The organism is bacterium (assembly GCA_023145965.1).
GTDB lineage: Bacteria > UBP14 > UBA6098 > UBA6098 > UBA6098 > UBA6098.
The window spans coordinates 43,979-61,692 of the sequence record JAGLDC010000042.1; the positions used below are offsets into that span (position 1 = coordinate 43,979).

The 17,714-nt window shown below is 43.8% G+C and carries 15 protein-coding genes and 1 pseudogene; 2 read left to right on the forward strand and 14 right to left on the reverse strand.

The features are described from left to right. Positions 1-10: 10 nt before the first annotated feature. From KAH81_05010 to KAH81_05020, 3 genes are all read right to left on the reverse strand, one after another. A complete protein-coding gene (locus tag KAH81_05010) occupies positions 11-2,377 on the reverse strand; it encodes a phenylalanine--tRNA ligase subunit beta (protein MCK5833015.1) in 2,367 nt (788 codons plus the stop codon). Between the two features lie 207 nt (positions 2,378-2,584). Continuing rightward, entirely contained in the window at positions 2,585-3,037 is a 453-nt protein-coding gene (locus KAH81_05015) for a hypothetical protein (protein ID MCK5833016.1), read from the reverse strand. Beyond that, entirely contained in the window at positions 3,027-3,467 is a 441-nt protein-coding gene (locus tag KAH81_05020) for a cytidine/deoxycytidylate deaminase family protein (protein ID MCK5833017.1), read from the reverse strand. The genes KAH81_05015 and KAH81_05020 overlap by 11 nt, the downstream gene beginning before the upstream one ends. Positions 3,468-3,578: 111 nt before the next feature. On the opposite strand from KAH81_05020, the gene KAH81_05025 reads away from it, so the two are divergent. Next, positions 3,579-3,752 carry a hypothetical protein gene (locus tag KAH81_05025; protein ID MCK5833018.1) on the forward strand — a complete coding sequence of 58 codons (174 nt, stop codon included), beginning with the start codon at positions 3,579-3,581 and terminating at the stop codon, positions 3,750-3,752. Here the strand turns inward: KAH81_05025 and KAH81_05030 are convergent. The 5 genes from KAH81_05030 to KAH81_05050 form a co-directional block, all read right to left on the reverse strand. Then, positions 3,749-4,744, reverse strand: coding sequence for an aspartate-semialdehyde dehydrogenase (locus KAH81_05030; GenBank protein MCK5833019.1), 996 nt, complete (start codon positions 4,742-4,744; stop codon positions 3,749-3,751). The genes KAH81_05025 and KAH81_05030 overlap by 4 nt on opposite strands. Further along, the gene (locus tag KAH81_05035; protein ID MCK5833020.1) at positions 4,741-5,931 is read right to left on the reverse strand and encodes an aspartate kinase; all 1,191 of its coding nucleotides are present in this window, start codon (positions 5,929-5,931) and stop codon (positions 4,741-4,743) included. The genes KAH81_05030 and KAH81_05035 overlap by 4 nt, the downstream gene beginning before the upstream one ends. Before the next feature lie 2 nt (positions 5,932-5,933). After that, the gene (locus tag KAH81_05040) at positions 5,934-6,239 is read right to left on the reverse strand and encodes a hypothetical protein (GenBank protein MCK5833021.1); all 306 of its coding nucleotides are present in this window, start codon (positions 6,237-6,239) and stop codon (positions 5,934-5,936) included. A gap of 174 nt (positions 6,240-6,413) precedes the next feature. Further along, positions 6,414-7,490: an aminopeptidase P family protein gene (locus KAH81_05045; GenBank protein MCK5833022.1), complete on the reverse strand. Its 1,077-nt coding sequence runs from the start codon at positions 7,488-7,490 to the stop codon at positions 6,414-6,416. A 2-nt stretch (positions 7,491-7,492) separates the two neighbouring features. After that, positions 7,493-8,083, reverse strand: a complete 591-nt coding sequence (locus KAH81_05050) for a flavodoxin family protein (GenBank protein MCK5833023.1) — start codon at positions 8,081-8,083, stop codon at positions 7,493-7,495. Between the two features lie 20 nt (positions 8,084-8,103). On the opposite strand from KAH81_05050, the gene murJ reads away from it, so the two are divergent. Continuing rightward, positions 8,104-9,705 carry a murein biosynthesis integral membrane protein MurJ gene (gene murJ / locus KAH81_05055; GenBank protein ID MCK5833024.1) on the forward strand — a complete coding sequence of 534 codons (1,602 nt, stop codon included), beginning with the start codon at positions 8,104-8,106 and terminating at the stop codon, positions 9,703-9,705. An 8-nt stretch (positions 9,706-9,713) separates the two neighbouring features. Here murJ and nfi read toward each other — a convergent pair whose 3' ends face one another. The 6 genes and pseudogenes from nfi to KAH81_05085 all read right to left on the reverse strand — a co-directional run bounded on the left by nfi (position 9,714) and on the right by KAH81_05085 (position 17,708). Next, positions 9,714-10,403: a deoxyribonuclease V gene (gene nfi / locus KAH81_05060; GenBank protein MCK5833025.1), complete on the reverse strand. Its 690-nt coding sequence runs from the start codon at positions 10,401-10,403 to the stop codon at positions 9,714-9,716. Beyond that, positions 10,381-10,881, reverse strand: a complete 501-nt coding sequence (locus KAH81_05065) for a Mut7-C RNAse domain-containing protein (GenBank protein ID MCK5833026.1) — start codon at positions 10,879-10,881, stop codon at positions 10,381-10,383. Before KAH81_05065 ends, nfi begins: the two co-directional genes overlap by 23 nt. Beyond that, a complete protein-coding gene (locus KAH81_05070; GenBank protein MCK5833027.1) occupies positions 10,881-12,752 on the reverse strand; it encodes a BamA/TamA family outer membrane protein in 1,872 nt (623 codons plus the stop codon). Before KAH81_05070 ends, KAH81_05065 begins: the two co-directional genes overlap by 1 nt. After that, positions 12,740-16,252, reverse strand: coding sequence for a translocation/assembly module TamB (locus KAH81_05075; protein ID MCK5833028.1), 3,513 nt, complete (start codon positions 16,250-16,252; stop codon positions 12,740-12,742). The genes KAH81_05070 and KAH81_05075 overlap by 13 nt, the downstream gene beginning before the upstream one ends. Continuing rightward, positions 16,253-16,663 (reverse strand): GtrA family protein, encoded by a 411-nt coding sequence (locus tag KAH81_05080; GenBank protein ID MCK5833029.1) that lies wholly within the window; start codon positions 16,661-16,663, stop codon positions 16,253-16,255. It lies immediately after the preceding gene. Beyond that, positions 16,644-17,708 (reverse strand): annotated as a pseudogene (locus tag KAH81_05085) (glycosyltransferase family 39 protein). Before KAH81_05085 ends, KAH81_05080 begins: the two are co-directional and overlap by 20 nt. Positions 17,709-17,714: the final 6 nt, after the last annotated feature.

Consider the following 17,714-nt stretch of genomic DNA (forward strand, 5'->3'; position numbering starts at 1 on the left):
TGAGAAAAAACTAATTTCTAATTGTCGCACAAAACCGCTCGACAAGGCCATTTACTAGCGCTTGATGAAGCTCGTTAGCCACAGTGTCGGTTATAGTCTCGTCGAGGTCGCGGAATATAGTCGCGACGCCGACGGATTTTTTTTCCTTGCCTATACTTGTGTCTTCATAGATATCGAAAATGAAGGCTTTCTCTAGTTTAGTAGGGAAGTTATCTCTCGCGAATTTAAGTATCTCCCCTGCCGGCACAGATTTATCCACGATAAGCGCGACATCGCGCCGGGTCGAGGGGAAGCGGGGAATCCCGCGATACTGCTTTATCCTATCTCTCGCGAAGATGAAGGCCGCAAGCGGTAATTCCGCTGCGAAGATCGGCATCTCGATGTCCCATTTCGAAGCGATCTTCGGTGCTACCATGCCCGCGAAACCGGCCTTGCCACCCTCGAACGAAACTACGAAGGACTTACCTTCATCTAAACCGGAAACCGGTTTCTCGCCTATCGAATAATCCACATCGAAGTATTCGAGGAGTTGTTCGACCACGCCTTTAAGATCGAAGAAATCCACATTTCGCGAGATGCCACTCCAATCCTCGGGTGCAACCACTCCTCCTATAAGAAAAGCGATTTTATTTTGTTCGGCGAATTCATTTTTATTTTTATAATAGACCTTGTCTATCTCATAGATGTGGATCGAGTCGGATTCTCTGTTGATGTTATAGCCTGCAATTCGCAGTAAGCCCGGGATAAGCATGGGTCTCATTACCGCGAAATCATTGGAGATGGGATTTCGCAGTTTTACAATTTCACTCGTTAAAAAGGATTTATAATCGCTTTCACGCCCCATGCTATCGGACATGATTTCGTCGAAACCCATACCTCTGAGCATTGCGCCGATCTTATTGGATGTTATATTTTCTGGGCTTTTATGTGCGGGTATTGGCCCCGCGCCGGCGAGGGTTGCCTCCAGAGTATCATAACCATACAGTCGGCCTACTTCCTCCACAAGGTCGATCTCTCTGGTCACATCGGGTCGGTATGTTGGAATTATCCAGCCCTTTGCGATTTTTTCGAAACCGAGGGCATTAAGCTGTGGGGTATAGCTTTTCTCTGGAATATCTACACCGATTACAGATTTAACTTTTTTAGGTGAAAGCTTGATTTGAAGCGGTTCGATCGGTTCCGGGTATTCATCCACTATGCCTCTTCGGACAGAGCCACCAGCAGTTTCGCTGATAATTGCAGCGCATTCGTCGGCAGCGCGAGCTATGCCGTTGGGATCGACTCCACGCTCGAAGCGTGTAGAGCTTTCGGATACCAGAGCCAGCTTTCGTGAAGAAATTCTTATCCTCCTAGGATTAAAATATGCCGATTCGATGAGAATACGCTTGGTATTTGGTGTAACCTCGCTATCGAATCCACCCATAACTCCTGCAATAGCGACAGCTCTATCCTGTGTGGCTATCATCAGGTTATTTTTATTAAGCGTTCGCTTTCCACCATCAAGTGTAGTAAACACCTCGCCATCGCGCGCAGACCTGACAATTATGGTGTCAGATTCCAGGCGGTCAAGATCGAAGGCATGAAGCGGTTGAGACAGAAACATCATGACATAATTTGTGGCATCGACGACATTATTTATAGGTCGAATACCGCAACTGAACAGTCTCCCCATCATTGATAGCGGTGAAGGCCCTATTTTGATATTTTCGACAATTCGCGCGCCGTATCGAGGACAACCGAAACTATCCTCGAGGATTATTTTGATGAAATTCGAGGCCTCTTCACCTGTTTGAGGAGGAAGATTTCTTTTATCGATAATAGGCTGACCAGTAAGAGCAGAGAGCTCGCGTGCGAGAGAAAGAAGTCCATAACAATCTGGGCGGTTTGGGGTTATCTCCAATTCGAAAATATGGTCGTCCCATCCGAGAAGCGCTAGGATATCGCCGCCTATAGGGGAGGATTCGTGTAGTTCGAGAAGGTTGTCTTTTGGATTGCCAAGACCGATCTCGACACCCGAGCAGAGCATCCCCTCGGATTTCACGCCTTCGAATTCGACAATACCAATAGTTTTACCATCGAAAAGTCGTGCTCCCAGGGGTGCAAATGGATATTTTGCACCGATACGAATTCCTGGTGCTCTGGATAAGACAACCGCCGGGATTTCCGAGCCATAATCCACAGAGCATTTGGACATACCGGGAAGAGGCGTATTTTCCTCGATGTTTTTGATTTGGCCGACCAAAACATCAGAGATGCGAGAAGAGAAGTTTTGAATATCCTCAACCTCGGAGCCGCTGAAGGTAAGAAGGTCAGCGATCTTATCGGGTGTGGCATCATATGGACAAAGTTCGAGTAGCCATTTCAATGGAAATTTCATCTATATCCTCGCTTCGAATTATTGCGCTTTATGTGCACTATTCATGTTATTTCTGCGTTAGCGATTTATTATTCCAAATATTTTACTTCCCTTAATTTCCGGGAATGAGAATCGAATAGAAGCGCCGTAGTAGCCGATTCTTTTGATAGCTTGATTACAAATTTCTATAGAATAGCTTTATAACGGCTTAAACGCAACCAAAAAACCTTATCTCTTCCAGAAAGAGGCTGGTGCGCGGAAGGTTCCATTGCTGACCCTGTGTGTCCCAGCACCTACACCAACCGAACCGGATATCTTACCAGAAACGAATGTGCCGTCGACGTCGGTTATTTCGACAATAATCCCGAGGTCAGGTTCTTCGAAACTGACATTATTATTGCTGTAAACAGCTCGGAATTTTTTGGCACGGATTTTCATTCCACGCCAACGCTCGATGTCTTTAAATCGTGTTTCCCAAACGATTTTTATTTCCGGTCTTTTTGTAGCGAGGAGAACATAAAAACTCTCTGAGCCTATTTGAGAAATAGCTATTTGAGCATTTTCAGCGGATATCTCGTCTCCATCGACGGTCATACGTATGTTTCTCGTATCGCCGAAATTGCAAGCCATAGATAATAGTATGAATGCGAATATAGGGAATATTAGTTCTTTAATCTTCATTCGTTCTACAATCCTTCAATGGAAGATAATCGACTATTATGCCGGCTTCTTTCGTGAAGCTATCCGCGAGGTTGTCGTTATATAATTCTGATACGACAAAGCGCTTTATTCCAGCGTTAATTAGCATTTTTGTGCAAATGATACATGGTTTGGTTGTGCAATAGAGCACCGAGCCTCGGGTGCTCACCCCGAAAAGAGCAGCCTGAATTATTGTATTCTGTTCGGCATGGATGCCCCTACAAAGCTCGTGTCTCTCGCCGCTTGGCACTCCCAGTTTTTCGCGAAGACATCCTACCTCCGAGCAATGACGAAGGCCTTGCGGTGCTCCATTGTAACCGGTGGCTAGAATGTGTTTGTCTCGCACCAATATCGCCCCGACTTTTCGCCTAAGGCAGGTCGAGCGTGTGGCAACTAATTCGGCCATAAGCATGAAATATGAGTCCCAATCGGGCCTTTTAAAATCAGTATGATTATTATTCTTCAAAATATCTCCTTGACTTTTAGATCATCTCACTTATTTTTTCTCGAACTGGAGGTAATTATGTTTGAATGGTTAGTTTGGTTATTATTTTCTTTGTTACCGGCTATTTTTACCATAATCGGTGATTTGGAACTTCAAGTGATGGTGGTACTTTATTTTATCGCTGTAGCGGGCGCTGTTATTTTTTGGCGTGTTCGCGATAGAATGCGGGCGAAAAGACCGGACACGATTTAAAGTTTTCTGGCCATAACCTCCATTAAATCGACCGCATTACTTGCGGCGCCTCTTCTTAAATTATCAAAAGAAATAAACATGCTCAGAATATTGAGATTTGAGGGTGTGTTTCTGATTCTACCCACGAGAACGTCGTCGATATCTGCGGCCTCGAGTGGTGTTGGGTAATCTGGAATTTGGATTAATTTTAGGCCGGGGGCTGTCGTGAGATTTTTTATTGCTTCGGCTGCTGGGGTGGGAGAGTCGAAAACCAGAGTAACCGCCTCAGAGTGGGAGAGCATAATTGGGATGCGCACGGCTGTAGCGGTGATGTTTAGCTCCGGCGCACCGAGAATTTTGCGTGTTTCCGCAACGAGTTTGGTTTCTTCGATATTAAAACCAAACTCGTCTATTTCGCCTATAATTGGGATGACATTATCGAAAATGCTTTTTTCAAAGATGCCGGTGCAAGTGTCGCCTTTGCGTTGTTTTTGGAGAGCGTAATTGCCGCGTTTGCCTGCACCGGAAACAGATTGATAAGTTGCCACAAAAATATATTGAGGTATTCCAAATCTAGCTAGGATCGGTTTGAGTGCAATAACGAGTCCCGAAGTGCTGCAATTAGGGCTTGCCACGATTTTTTTTGGAATATCATCTAAAGCCTCGGGATTCACCTGGGGCACGACTAATGGGCATTTTGGGTCGGTTCGCCAGGCACTGGATTTATCTATCACAATGCTGCCATTTTCTGCGAAACGGGGTGCCCATTTTATTGAGACCTTTGATCCTGCGGCAAAGATAGCAATATCGAACCTTTTTTTTATGGCTTCATCGAGTGTGATGACTCGCGACTCTTTGCCATTGTAAATAATAGTCTTTCCAGACGATCTTTCCGAAGCTACGAATTCGATTTTTGCGGGGGAAATTTCGCGTTCGGTCATTATTTCCAAAACCTTGTTCCCTACAAGGCCTGTAGCGCCTACGATGACGAGTTTGATTTCGTCGATTCTCAAAAGGCTTCCCCCCTGATGAATCTATCGTGAATAGCTTTTTCTATCTCGGTGCCACAGGAGTTTTGCATTATCATGGCTATACTAACCTGAGAGGATTCGATCAAGAAAGGCCTTACTCCAATTTTTTCGAGGAAAACCAGAAGTTCTGCAATAACTCCCGGTCGTTGAGCGATTTCCTCTCCGACCAGCCCCATAAGGCAGACATTCGAGTCAATCTCGATGCCAAATTTTGTTTTGAGTATTTTTAGGCGTTCTAGGTCTTTTTCCTCGGCCCAAAAATTAACACTCCAGGCGTTCTGAATTTTCCGGATTCGCGGAAAACCAATTCTCATACGCCCTTTTTCAATTGATTCCATCAATTCGCTAACCAATTTATAATCATCCAATTCGACATTGCAGAGACAAATATCGTCCCTACGAGAGAGACCTACAAATCTCGGGCGTTCCATCCCTTGGATTTTTTCCATGATAAGTGTCCCTTTCTTGTTTAGGAGACTCGATGCAATGATTAACGGCATTTTAGAAACTCTGGCCAATTCGACCGCTCTTGAATGGACTACATTTGCACCGAAATATGCCAGGTCAAGTGCTTCCTCGAAAGTAAGTTTGTCTATTTGTCGTGCGGATTCAATCTTTTTTGGGTCGGCGGAGAATACGCCTTTAACATCTGTATAAATTTCGCAAATTTCGGCACCGAGCGCGACACCAAGCGCAACTGCAGTTGTATCTGAGCCACCGCGCCCAAGTGTAGTAACTTCTTTTTTCCCTGAAACCCCTTGGAAACCGGCTACTATGGCTATTGCACCGGAGTTTATTGTTTCTATGATGCGTGTTGGGCGAACATCGATGATGCGCGCCCTCGTGTGGTCGTCATCGGTGATTATGCCGCTCTGGCTTCCGGTGAAACTCACGGCTCGCAAACCGAATTTTTGGATAGCAATAGATAATAACGCCATGCTTATTCTCTCGCCGGCTGTAAGCAACATATCGAATTCGCGTTCTGGCGGATTTTTATCCAAATCCAATGCAAGTTTTATAAGATTGTCGGTTGTATTGGCCATTGCGGAAACCACAACAGCCATGTCGTCCCCTTTTTTCTTTCGTTCGGCAACGCGCCTTGCGACATTAATAATGTGATCTTTATCTGCAACGCTAGAGCCACCATATTTCTGGACAATCATTGCCAAAATTACATCCTGTTAAGAAGAATATATTTGTAAATAATCATTGAGATGGCAACGATGGCCGGAACAAACGAAACGTATACTTCGATATAACCTAGCAGGTCGAGCCCATAGGGGTCATGGCCGAGCATCTGTTCGGTGTTTGGAAAAATTCTTCCGTTGAGAATAAGCGCGATTATTCCTGTGATAAAGGCTAGTGCCCATAGAGCAAGTGATATCCAGAATGCTGATGGTGCGATTAAAAAGACAAATAGGCCCAAAATAACGATAGCGAGATCAATATGTGCATATATGCGCGGTTTATTTTTCATCTTTTAGAAAGTAAACTAATAGTATAATTGGCTTTATTTGACATTCCCGACTCCGATCAGGTTTCTATTTGTTGTGTTATCTGGGTTTTAGCTCTCAGTTTAATAGCACTTTTTAGATATGAATTAATAAACAGTTATATTTTTCAATTTAGCATAATAATACCTGAAACAAATCTATTCAATTATTATTTCTTCAATGCGTTTGGGCAGGCTTGTTAAGACTTCACAACCATCTTCCAAGATGAGGACATCGTCTTCGATACGGACACCTCCAAATTCGGGAATGTATATTCCCGGTTCGATAGTAATTATCGAGTTTACTGGCAAAATGTTTTCTGCTCGCGAGCTTACACGCGGGCTATCGTGCACGAGAAGTCCCAGTCCGTGTCCCAGTCCATGTCCGAAGAACTCGGCATATCCGGCGCTATCGATGATGTCGCGTGCTATCTTGTCGAGTTTCATTCCGCTGATGCCTGCTCGTGCGGCTTTTATTGCGCTGGCTTGAGCGCTATATACTAATTCGTATATCTCTCTTTGTTTGGCTGTTGGTTCGCCCATTATGAATGTTCTTGTGATGTCGCTAGCCCAGCCATCGACAAAGGCGCCGTAATCTATAGTAACGAAATCACCGGCTTCGATGACCTTATCGGCGGCTATACCGTGAACAATTGCGCTTCGTAGGCCGCTGACTACTATTGTATCGAAGGAATTTTTTTCGGCGCCAGCTTTTCTCATGTTGTATTCGAGTTCCGCAGCGAAATCCCTTTCGACAATTCCCGGTTTTAAATGGGGAAGTGTTGCTTTCAGGCCGGTTTCGGCAGCTCTGACAGCTTCACGGATTTTGTCTATCTCTTGCGGATTTTTAACGGCTCGCATTTTGGAAAGGAAATCCTCCATGGGGCGCCACTCGATTTTTGCTGGCAATATGTTTTTAAGGATTTCGAGCGCAAAATATGGAAGTGATTTTTCAAAACCGATATTCGATAAAGTCTTAATCTCAGGTCTTTCGGCGAGTTCCTCATAAAGAGATATTCCCATTTTTGGAAAGATTATCTCAGCGCCTTTAACTTCTTGTGGGGCTTGAGTCTTGTATCTGAAATCAGTAAAAAAAATGGTTTTATTGGGTGTTATAAGAAGAAGGCCGTTCGAGCCTGAATAGCCACATAGAAAACGGATATTAGTTCTATCGGTTATAAGTGCGGCATCGAGGTGCTTGGTTTTAATCATTTTGCGGACTTTATCTATTCTCATGGTTACTCCTTTGTAATAAATCTAGATAAGAATGCTTCTCCGTAGACCGAGGCGGAATTCAGGGCCTCGGTGCTTAAATCCTCTTGAATACAATCTATATGCCTGAGCGCAAGCGGTTTAGGCATATAGATAGAGATACTATCGAGGAAATACTTTATTGTCAAGTTAATTCCGTCGAATACTCGATTTCCGCCCGAGGCGGCTATTTCGATTATGGCGCACGGTCTCGTTGGCAACCTTTCTGCAAGAAGATACTTTCGTGCCCAAAAAACTTGACATCTGTCAATAAGGGCTTTGGCGCATGCAGGGACATTGTAGAAATAGACCGGTGTTGAAATAAAAAGGCCATTAGCGGTGGCGAGATGTTCGTAGATCGGTGTCATGTCGTCTCGAATAGGGCAGGGCGAGCCATCGTAGCAGATTTCGCAGGCATTACACGGATCGATTCGAAACTCAGAAAGGTTATAACGAATAATTTCGATATTTTCATTCTCAGCTTTTTGCAGCGCAATATCGAGCAGCCTAGAGCTGTTAGACTTTTTTCGAGGGCTGAAACATATGGCCAATAATTTTTTTCGTGCATTTTGTTTCATAGTGTTTTATCCTTAAGTTTATGGATGAACGAAGGAAAATCGCAGTATCCGCATTCTGGGTAAGTCTCGGGACGCTCGTTTCACGGATATTTGGTCTGCTTCGCGAGGTCGCGATGGCGGCGGTATTCGGTACTGGTGTTGCTGCCGATGCCTTTTCAGTGGCTTTTCGGTTTCCCAATCTCCTTAGAAATTTAGTTGGTGAAGGTGCTCTTTCTGCCGCTTTTCTTCCGAAACTCACCGAGGTCGAGCAAAAGGAGGGTCCCGAAGTCGCATATAAATTGGCCTCGGCAGTGTTAAGCACGCTGATAGCTTGTCTTATCATTATATGTTCTCTAGGTATAATCTTTGCTCCTCAATTGATAAGCATCATTGTTGTCGGTTGGCAAGATGATCCACAAAGGAGGTTTCTTGCGGTCAAACTCGTGCGTATCCTTTTTGGTTATGCCGGTTTTATGGGACTTGCGGCGTACTGCCAAGCAATACTCAACGCGAGAAGGCGTTTTTTTATAAGCTCGGTTGCACCGGCTTTTATGAATCTGCTATGGCTAATAGGCGTCGTAATAGCGGGTTATGTTTTTTCTCCTGAATCCGCTCGAATACAGGTGGTTGCGGTTTTCGTTGTCCTAGGAAGTTTCTTCCAGTTCCTCTGGCAATTCATCTGGATAAATAAACTCGGATGGAAATTTTCGTGGTCGATAAAATCTCAGATGCGTGACCTAATCGAGGTAGGAGTGCTTCTTCTTCCAAGCCTCCTGGCGCTTGCATCGTATCAGATAAATTACTTTGCCGATGTTTTTCTTGCATCGCTTCTTCCCGGTGGAAGTGTAAGCTCTTTAACCTATGCAAACCGTTTACTATTCCTTCCTTTGGGATTGATTGGATATGCGATTGCTACCGCTACTCTGCCGAGTTTATCCGTCTCTGCTGCCTTAAAAGAGCGCGATGAGCTTGCGAGGCTTTTATCCTACACAGTAAGGACGATATTTGCGCTTTTAGTTCCTATTGCGCTAGCAGCAATTACTCTTCGGACGGAGGTCGTCTCACTGCTTTTCGAGCGTGGGAGCTTCGATGCTGCACGTTCTACGCCTATGGTCTCGTTAGCCCTTGCTTGTTACATGGTTGGGCTTCCATTTTTCGGTTTAACGCGAGGCCTTACCCAGGGATTTTACGCTCTAAAAAACACCCTTATTCCGGTTCTGATAACTGCGACCGGAGTAATAGTGAATATCGAACTCAGCATGATATTCATGTATTATTTCGACCATGGGGGGCTTGCATTGGGAACGAGTATCACAGGGATATTCAATACTTTTTTGTTTTTATATTACCTCAAGAAGCAACTTCCCGAATTCAAGGTGCGGCCGATATTGTCTAACATGATACGCGTTCTTATTGCGGGAATACTCAGCGCTTTGACAGCTTGGCTTTTTATAGTGGATTTCTCATCACAAATCAATACCGCTATCCCCATACTGACCAAGTTGTTGCGATTGGTTATACCAAGCGCGGTTTACTTTACGGTTTTTCTTTTATTTTCAAAGATACTATCTATTAGCGAGGTAAGTGAGATTTGGACTCGCCTCGTCGAGAGGGTTCTTTCCCGCAAAAAGCGGAATCATTAATTTGCTAGTCAATCGCACAACACCTCATTTTTATATTTTGCAACCATTTTGTCGGCCTGCCTTGTAGGCTCGGGTATTCGATACTTTGTTGTGGCAGATAGGGCAATTCTGCTTGCATTTTCGATTGAAATAAGATGTCCCGGCGAGACGAATATTGGTTTTACATTGTCGCGAGTTCTCAAGACCTTTCCGATCTCTTTCGATTTATAAATAAGTGGCGAGTTGTCACCTTTGTTAGGGCCGACTTCCTCCCAAGTGCCTACGAGTCTGCTTTTTGCGCAACCTATAGTCGGGATGTCTAGGAACAGGCCGAGGTGGCTGGCCAAGCCAATTCCTCTTGGATGGGCTATACCTTGTCCATCGGCTAAAACTACATCGGGAATTATTTCTAGCTTTTTAAAGAGCTTAAGAAGGACTTCCATCTCACGGAAAGTAAGAAATCCCGGAATATATGGGAATCTCAGCGAAGCCTCTCCGGAAATAGTCGAAAGGATTTCTAGGTCGGGATAGGACATGAGTACCAAGGAGCCATAGGCGATCTTGTTTTTTATATCGAAAGCCACATCGCATCCGGCGATAAAGTTGATATCCTTTATGGAAGGCCCACCTTTAGCTAGGACTTTAGGGGCAAGCTGTAATTGAATTGCCTTAGCTTCCTCGATTGTGACATCCCAGTTATGAATTGCCTTTAATTTCATTATTTCCCTCTTGAAAAGGCATAAATATTTCTTTCAATTGTTCGATGGCCAATTCTCTGTGACTGCCTGACCAATATATATTTTCGCAAGCCTGGCATTTTTTGAACACCTCGTGAGTTGCGTATGTATATTCAGGAACCTCGCCCTCGACTGTTTCCTTTGGCACTTGCGCGATTCTTCCTCCGCAGAGCGGGCAGATATCGCCGAACAGTTTCAATTCGAGGTTGAATTTTTTTATTACTGTAGCCAGTTGCTCGCGAAAGTCATCCGATTCCAGTAGAAAGCCTGATTGACTAGCCCTGTCCGCGAGCTGGTGATCGCGAGTCAGCAGGATACTTTTTCCCGAGATAGCACGCGCCAATAATGCTGAATCTTCACCGAATCTATCGTAATAAACACTGTATCCTAAAAGCCTTAGCCAGCGCGCAAGTCGCCCAAGCATAACATCTACAACGAAGCTGATATCTAATTTGTTCATTAGAATAGATACATGAGCGCAAGATGCCAATTGCTATTTGGTGGTTTTTCCTCTTTATTGAAAACCTGATAACCGTAATCGAATCTCACCGGCCCCACCGGAGTGATGATAGCTATTCCCCAGCCAATGCTTGTTTTGAAATCGGTAATAGTAAAAGCCTCTGCGTGGCTCCATACATTACCCGCATCCAAAAAAACATGTCCCCATAAATGCCAAACCAGAGGCATTCTACATTCGATATTGCCTAGCATCGCTAGTTTACCTCCAAGGGGATCGCCATTTTGGGAAATTGGTCCAATGGATCGTTCTTTCCAACCCCGCACTGAGTTTGCCCCGCCCATGAAAAACCTGTCGTGTATAAGAACATACTCATTGTTACGCCAGTTACCTAAAACCGAGCTTTTGGCTCGCATTGCGAGAATATATCTATCCCTGAAGCTCAGGTATTTTCTGAAATCGAGCACTAACTTGTTATAATGTTTATCGCCACCGAGGAAATAGCCGGCCATTTCGCTTTGGCCAATGAAGTATGAACCTTCTGTCGGGACCAGGAGATTATCGCGCTTATCGTTGACCAGATTATATCCGATGCTACGAGTGAAGTATTGTCCTTCATTTTGAAATATTATTTCTTGGGCTTCCGGATCGTTGATATCGTAGATGTCGGCTATCTCGAATATTGTATATACAGTATGTGATTTATTTTGGCTTGGTTTGTATTCCCCGCTTATGCTAACACCGATAAGTTGTATCGTATATTGTGGGATTTTAACGGAGTTTGCGGGTTCGTAATAGGGGTTCAATGTTACGGGAATTTTCCGGTTAAATATATATGGTTCAGTATATTTAAACTCTATTCTATTATTGAGATTAGACCAGTGTTTTATTATCTCGGAAAAATTTTCTTTTTCGGTATCAAGTTTCCAATCCGATATTAGCTCGATTGAAAACTCCCTCCCTGAGCCGAAGAGGTTTCTGTGTCCCCATACAGCGGCGAATTCTGTGATAAAATCATACTCCGCGTCGCTTCCAGTCCCTATTGAAAATGTTGTCCATCGGGGTGGTTTTTCAACGAGTGTAATATTATAGTCCAGGGTTTCCGGTTGCTCGTTAAAATTCTCAGGTTCTATAGCCACCGCAGAAAACAGTCCCGTTCCATATAGTGATTCTCTGGTTTTGGTTACATACTCGATGTTATATGGGCGTGAAAAGACTATCTTCAATTCCCGTTCGACCACATAGGGTTTGGTAAGGTTGATTCCTGTTATTTGTGTAGTTCCAAAATATGCATATTCTCCGAAGTCTACTTCATATATAACCTCGACACTGTCTTCCGAGGATTTGTTCATATCCAATTTGACAGTGACATAAGGGTATCCCATTTCCCTGATATGTTGCTTGATTCTAAATAGATCAGACTGAAGCATTTGGGGATCGACATGCTCGCCGATTTTAGAGTTGGCAATATCGAGCGTTTCATCATTTTGAATATATGACGGTATAATACCGGCTAACTCCAGTCTGCCGAGAAAATATTGTTTACCTTCATCGATAAAAATATTAATATAAATACAATCGTTATCTTCGCCAAAGTGAGCATTGGCATTGACAGCGACATCGAGATAACCTGCGGAACGATAATAGTTCTCGATTATCTTGAGGTCTTTTTCTAGTTGCCGTGATTTGAACAGTTCCTTTTTACCGATTATCTTATGATACCACGGAGATTCTCTAGTTCGTATCAGCTTTTTGATTTTCCATTCCGCGATATGGTCGTTATCGAAAACGGCTATAGCGCAAACCCTCGGCTGGGCAAATATAGCCCAGCAAATCGAAAAGAAAAGGATCAAGCTTTTTTTTAATATTCCCATTTGAATTTTAAATCGAGTCTATAGTTTTCTTTTGCCTCGGGACCTGTTTCTCTTTGAGCTTCAATGGATATTACATCGGTAATGCGATATTGGAGGTTTATTATATCCTCCGAGTTTTCATCGAAGGAAAGCGAACGAGTGTATTTTAAGTATATTTTATCGGTGAGATATTTTCCGATTGTTACATTAGCCTGCGAGAAATCGAAGACATTTTCGTCGGATGGCTCAAATTCGAAGGTTTCCACGCCGAGAGTGGTTCTGGCGACATTTTCAAATTCTCGGGAAATATAACTCTGGACGACTTGAGGAAGCCTTTCTTCGATGAGATCGGATACCTGAAAACCGGTCGAGTCAGTTGAGCCGCCCTCAGTCCGGAATGCCAGAATAGATATAATTTGCCGTTGATCGTAAGGCAAACGGCTGCCGTCTTGATCTTCGGCATAAAGCGAAATAGTAGGGGTTTCTAGCTCACCTGTAACATGAATGACGATTCTTGTCTGCCCTACTCGCGAGATAGCGATGATGTCCATCGTTGGATTTATCCCCTTGAAGGTTCTAAAACCTATCGAGCCTTCCTCTATTCTAAAGGTTTGCCCATAAAAGAAAACTTTACCTCGAATTACACTGAGGTCGCCGTAAAGGGCGAGTTGGTTATTTTCTGTGAGTATATTTACTTTGCCGCTGATTTCTGATTCGAGTAATGTAGTATTGATATTTATATTTCTTGGAAGGTTTAAGACGATATTTAGGTCTAACGGTATTTCGCCAGATCCTCCGTTTCCACCTCCGGTTTCGAGCTTAACTATGTTTGCATAATCGACATCGATTCGACCATCGATTCGCATCTTTTTATCCGAAATTAGATCGATATCCGCGTTTAGTCGGGCGAAAATTCCATCCTCCGGGAAGTTTAAAGGGAGTGCCTTTGCCTTGAAGTTAATGTTTGGTTTAGGATTAGTTGGATTGGATATATCGACATTACCTCTAGCGGAAAAGGTCCCATATTGTTTTCGATTCTTTGTAAAAAGTCTCTTAACTCTTTCCCATATTGATTTACTTTCGATTGGAAGCGCACCGATCATACCGGACAATGAATCGATGCTAATATTGTCGCCATCGAGGGTTAGTTGCACATTCATATTTTCTATAGGATCGGCCATATCGCGCAATCCGAGTGTTCCTTTACGCCAATTGAAGCCGCCCTCCATGAAAAGGGAGTCTTTATTGCCGCTAGCTGAAACGGTGATATCGAAGGGTCCGACTATGGAATCCACCTCCCAGACGAATGGAGGTAATGCCTCGACTCTTTCGCCCTTTCCATGAATCTCCATCGAGAAAGGGATTTTTTCGGCTTTCAGGTCGACGGTTCCATTCATAACATATCTTTCTGTTTTACGAGAGACAAGCAATGGTTCGATAGTGAGAATGCCTGCATTGAGAAAGCCCTCGATTTTTGCTTCATCCCACCGAAGACCGCTGGTCGTGAAATCCTCGATATTGAGTTTGAAATTGCCAGTTCCTCCATTCCCCGAGGAGAAAAGCATTGATCCTCCAATATTCCCTTCAATACCGGTGCTTCCAATTATTTTGCCTAATTTTTCGAATTGAAGGTTTTCAAGGACGGCATTGAAGGAGAAATTATCGGCGGTTCCATGGAGGTCTTTCACAATTAATTCCCCGCCCATGGTTTGAGCGAGTATTGGAGAGGATGTTATTTTATCATTCACAAGGCTGATGGTGAAGGCCGAATCCAGAATTACTGGCTGCTCGATAAATACGAGATCCAAACCTTCGATTTGAATGCCCATGGAGTCATCTTCAGAGAAGATTTCCGCTATACCTTTCACGGAAAGCGTGTCACCCCACATGCGAAGAGGTTTAACATAGTAGCGGTTGCCATGGATCTCGACATTTGTAAGAAGCGAGTCATAACCGAGTGGCCCGATAGCGCCCTCGCTAAGAAGGTATATATCGCCGTGTATATTTTTGGCGATATCGTAGAGTGTGACATCTCCAGATAGATGGTCGTGTTGAAAAAAAGCTGTTACAAGGGAGTCACTCATAATATCGAGGCTAAGAATAGGGTGATTAATATCACCCAATATCTTGCCATTTTCGAGTCGGAGTCTTCCGCCAATGACATCCTGAAGACCAAACCATCCTGCGATTTTCGAAACGTCCCGTGCCCATAGACCGAATTCGATGTAAATCTCATCATCGAATACAATAACTCCACCCAAGGAGAAGAAATTTCCACCAGAAAGAACCTCGAATCCAGGATAAAATCTAACTGAATCTTCAGAAACGAAGAGGCTTCCAGCGGCTTCATTAAAAGGATAATTTAGTATAGAACCATCGGCAAGGCTGCTATGAATTAAAAGTTCGACCGCACCATCCATGATTCGGCCGTCAATTTTGGTTTTTCCTGTTAGGCTTGTTGGGAGGCTTCCATCGGGTATAAAGGCATTGAGGTTGAATCCCTGTGCTGTTCCATCGATAGAAAGCCCAATGCCGTTTTTTCCCTTTTCGGAAAAATCGAGCGACACGCTTGCCGATACCTGTGCGCCCCAGGCGCCGCCATGTATATTTGGAAGCGAGAGTTTTTGGTCTTTAAAAATGAGTCTAGTCGAGGTTTTTTGGGCTGGAATATCAAAAATCTCGCCGTCGATGTAAACATTACCCTCGATGTAATCATCGCCACCTGAGAGGTCAATGCGTACTTTGCCGTGTCCCACAAGAAAACCTAATCCAAGGATTGAGTCGATCTCGACTAAATCGACTTTTTCCCCACCGGCGATGAAATGCCATTCGAATGGATCGAAGCTGGAAATTTGGCCTTTAACATCGAGCGAGCTTCGGGCCAAGATAAGATTAATATCCATCTCCAGTATTTCATCGAAGGTCAGCTCTCCAGCAGCTTGAATAAGGCGGCCTCTTCCCGGAAGTAAGGCCCCCACGGAATCGATATTAAGCTCTATCCGTTTATCGGAATAGCCCATCGAACCCAGATAGCTGAAATTTTCTAAGGAGAAACCATCGGTATAGAAATACCCATTCGAGATATTAAGTGTATCTATTGTGAAATTCTTAATCTTATTAGAACTGCTTTTACCATTTTTATTCTGTGGAGTTGAGGGATTTTTGGATTCGCCAATTTTTATCGAAGGATTCCAGATAGCAAGGCGGCTAACTGCCATATTTTCTATGGAGAACCAAGCTTGTAGAGAATCCAATTCGATGGATAAACTGCCATCTTTCATTGAAAATTCGAGATTGTTAATATAGATGTAATTCAACCAAAAATCTAGGTTATCAAAATCGATTTCGGCTTCGATTTTTAGGAATCTCAAGGTCTTTTTCAAGGCGAGTTTTTGAAGAGGTGTCCATATCGTTAAAATATATACGCTTAAGGCGAAAAGCAATATCAGCCCCAGGGCTATGAGAAGAACTATAACCCCTTTTCGTTTGTGTTTCTTTTTATTCTCTGGTTTTTTCGCCAATTAGGTCTCCGCTTTGGCGTAAGTCCAATGGTGGTTTATTAAAAAATTTGCGAGCGAGGCAAATCCGACGCCGATAATGTTGGCTATAGCATAGTTAATACCCAATTGACTGCTTAGAATTAGCAGGATTGGGTAATTGACACCGTAGGCTGTGAATCCAGCCGAGAGATTGTATCTCATTAGGCGTTTAATGCGATTTGCATTTCTACGATCTCGCCATGTCCATGAATCGTTAATGAACCAGTTTCCGATAATCGAAAGCTCGATAGCAATTGCGCTTCCCGACCACGTTTGCATGCCGGCCACACCGACCAATAGCATCAAGAATCCCTGATTCACAATGAAGCCGAAGATACCCACGATTCCAAATTTCCATCCTCGGCGGAAATATTCACGAACCGGTATAGCCAAAGCATCTCCAGACTCTAAATGTAGTGGTCGGTTTGCCTGCACGAAGAGGTCTCAGTGTATCCGGGCCTTCCACCTTTGTGAAATATTTTTCAATGAGGGCTTCTTCCCTGAAAGGCTCTCGTGCATCGGCTACAAAGATACAATTTTTCCCTATCAAGGAGTCGATTTCGGTCCAATAGCTGTAATTTAAGCCATGCTGGCCGAGGATTTCGTTTGAATGTGTTTCCGGTTTGCCTTCGAGATAGAATCGAAGTTCTGAAGGGACTTTATAGCCCCATCCTGCAATAAAAGGCTCATCGGGCATTTCGTTTCGAATGGAATCTACAGCCGATGCAAGTTCGCGCCAGCCCTCCCAATATGATGCCTCGCCGCTCATGGGGATGAATGGTGTAAGCACTAGAATGTATAAAGCTAGGGTTTCAAATATTGCTATAGTTGCGGCCCATTTCAGGATTTTTATCCCGCGTTTCCTTTGGAGAATGAGTCCAACAAATAGGATAAGTCCTGATATATATGCTGGCGCAAGCCAGTTCATTTTTACCCAATATCGGAGTGCAACAAACGAGAAGAAAAGTAATGTCAATAGGGCGAAACAGGATAAATAGAGGTATCGGTTATCGATTATTGGTTTATGGTTTCTAGATTCCGAATTGTTAATATCCTTATTCTGATAGGGATTTCGGCGAGGGAATATTCCTTTGAACGAGGCCCAAACCACTCCGACAAACAAAACAGGACTGACCACCAGCAACTGCGATACTACCATTCCGCCAAAGAGGTCCAATCGCCATCTCGAAAGTTCGCTCGCTCTTCGTGTGGATTGGAAGGTGAAACTTGCCCATTCGTTTTGAGCGTTCCATATAATCTGTGGTAAGAAAGCTACGATTGAGGCCAGTAAACCCAGATAGGGCCATGGAGTTAAAAGGTGTCTCCTTCCCTTTTTTGTGGATATTAGATATAATCCAAAGCCCATGAATAAAAAGACAGCGGTATATTTTGAGAGCAAAGCCAAGCCGCATGCGAAGCCGGTTAAAATCCACCAGCTCTTTTA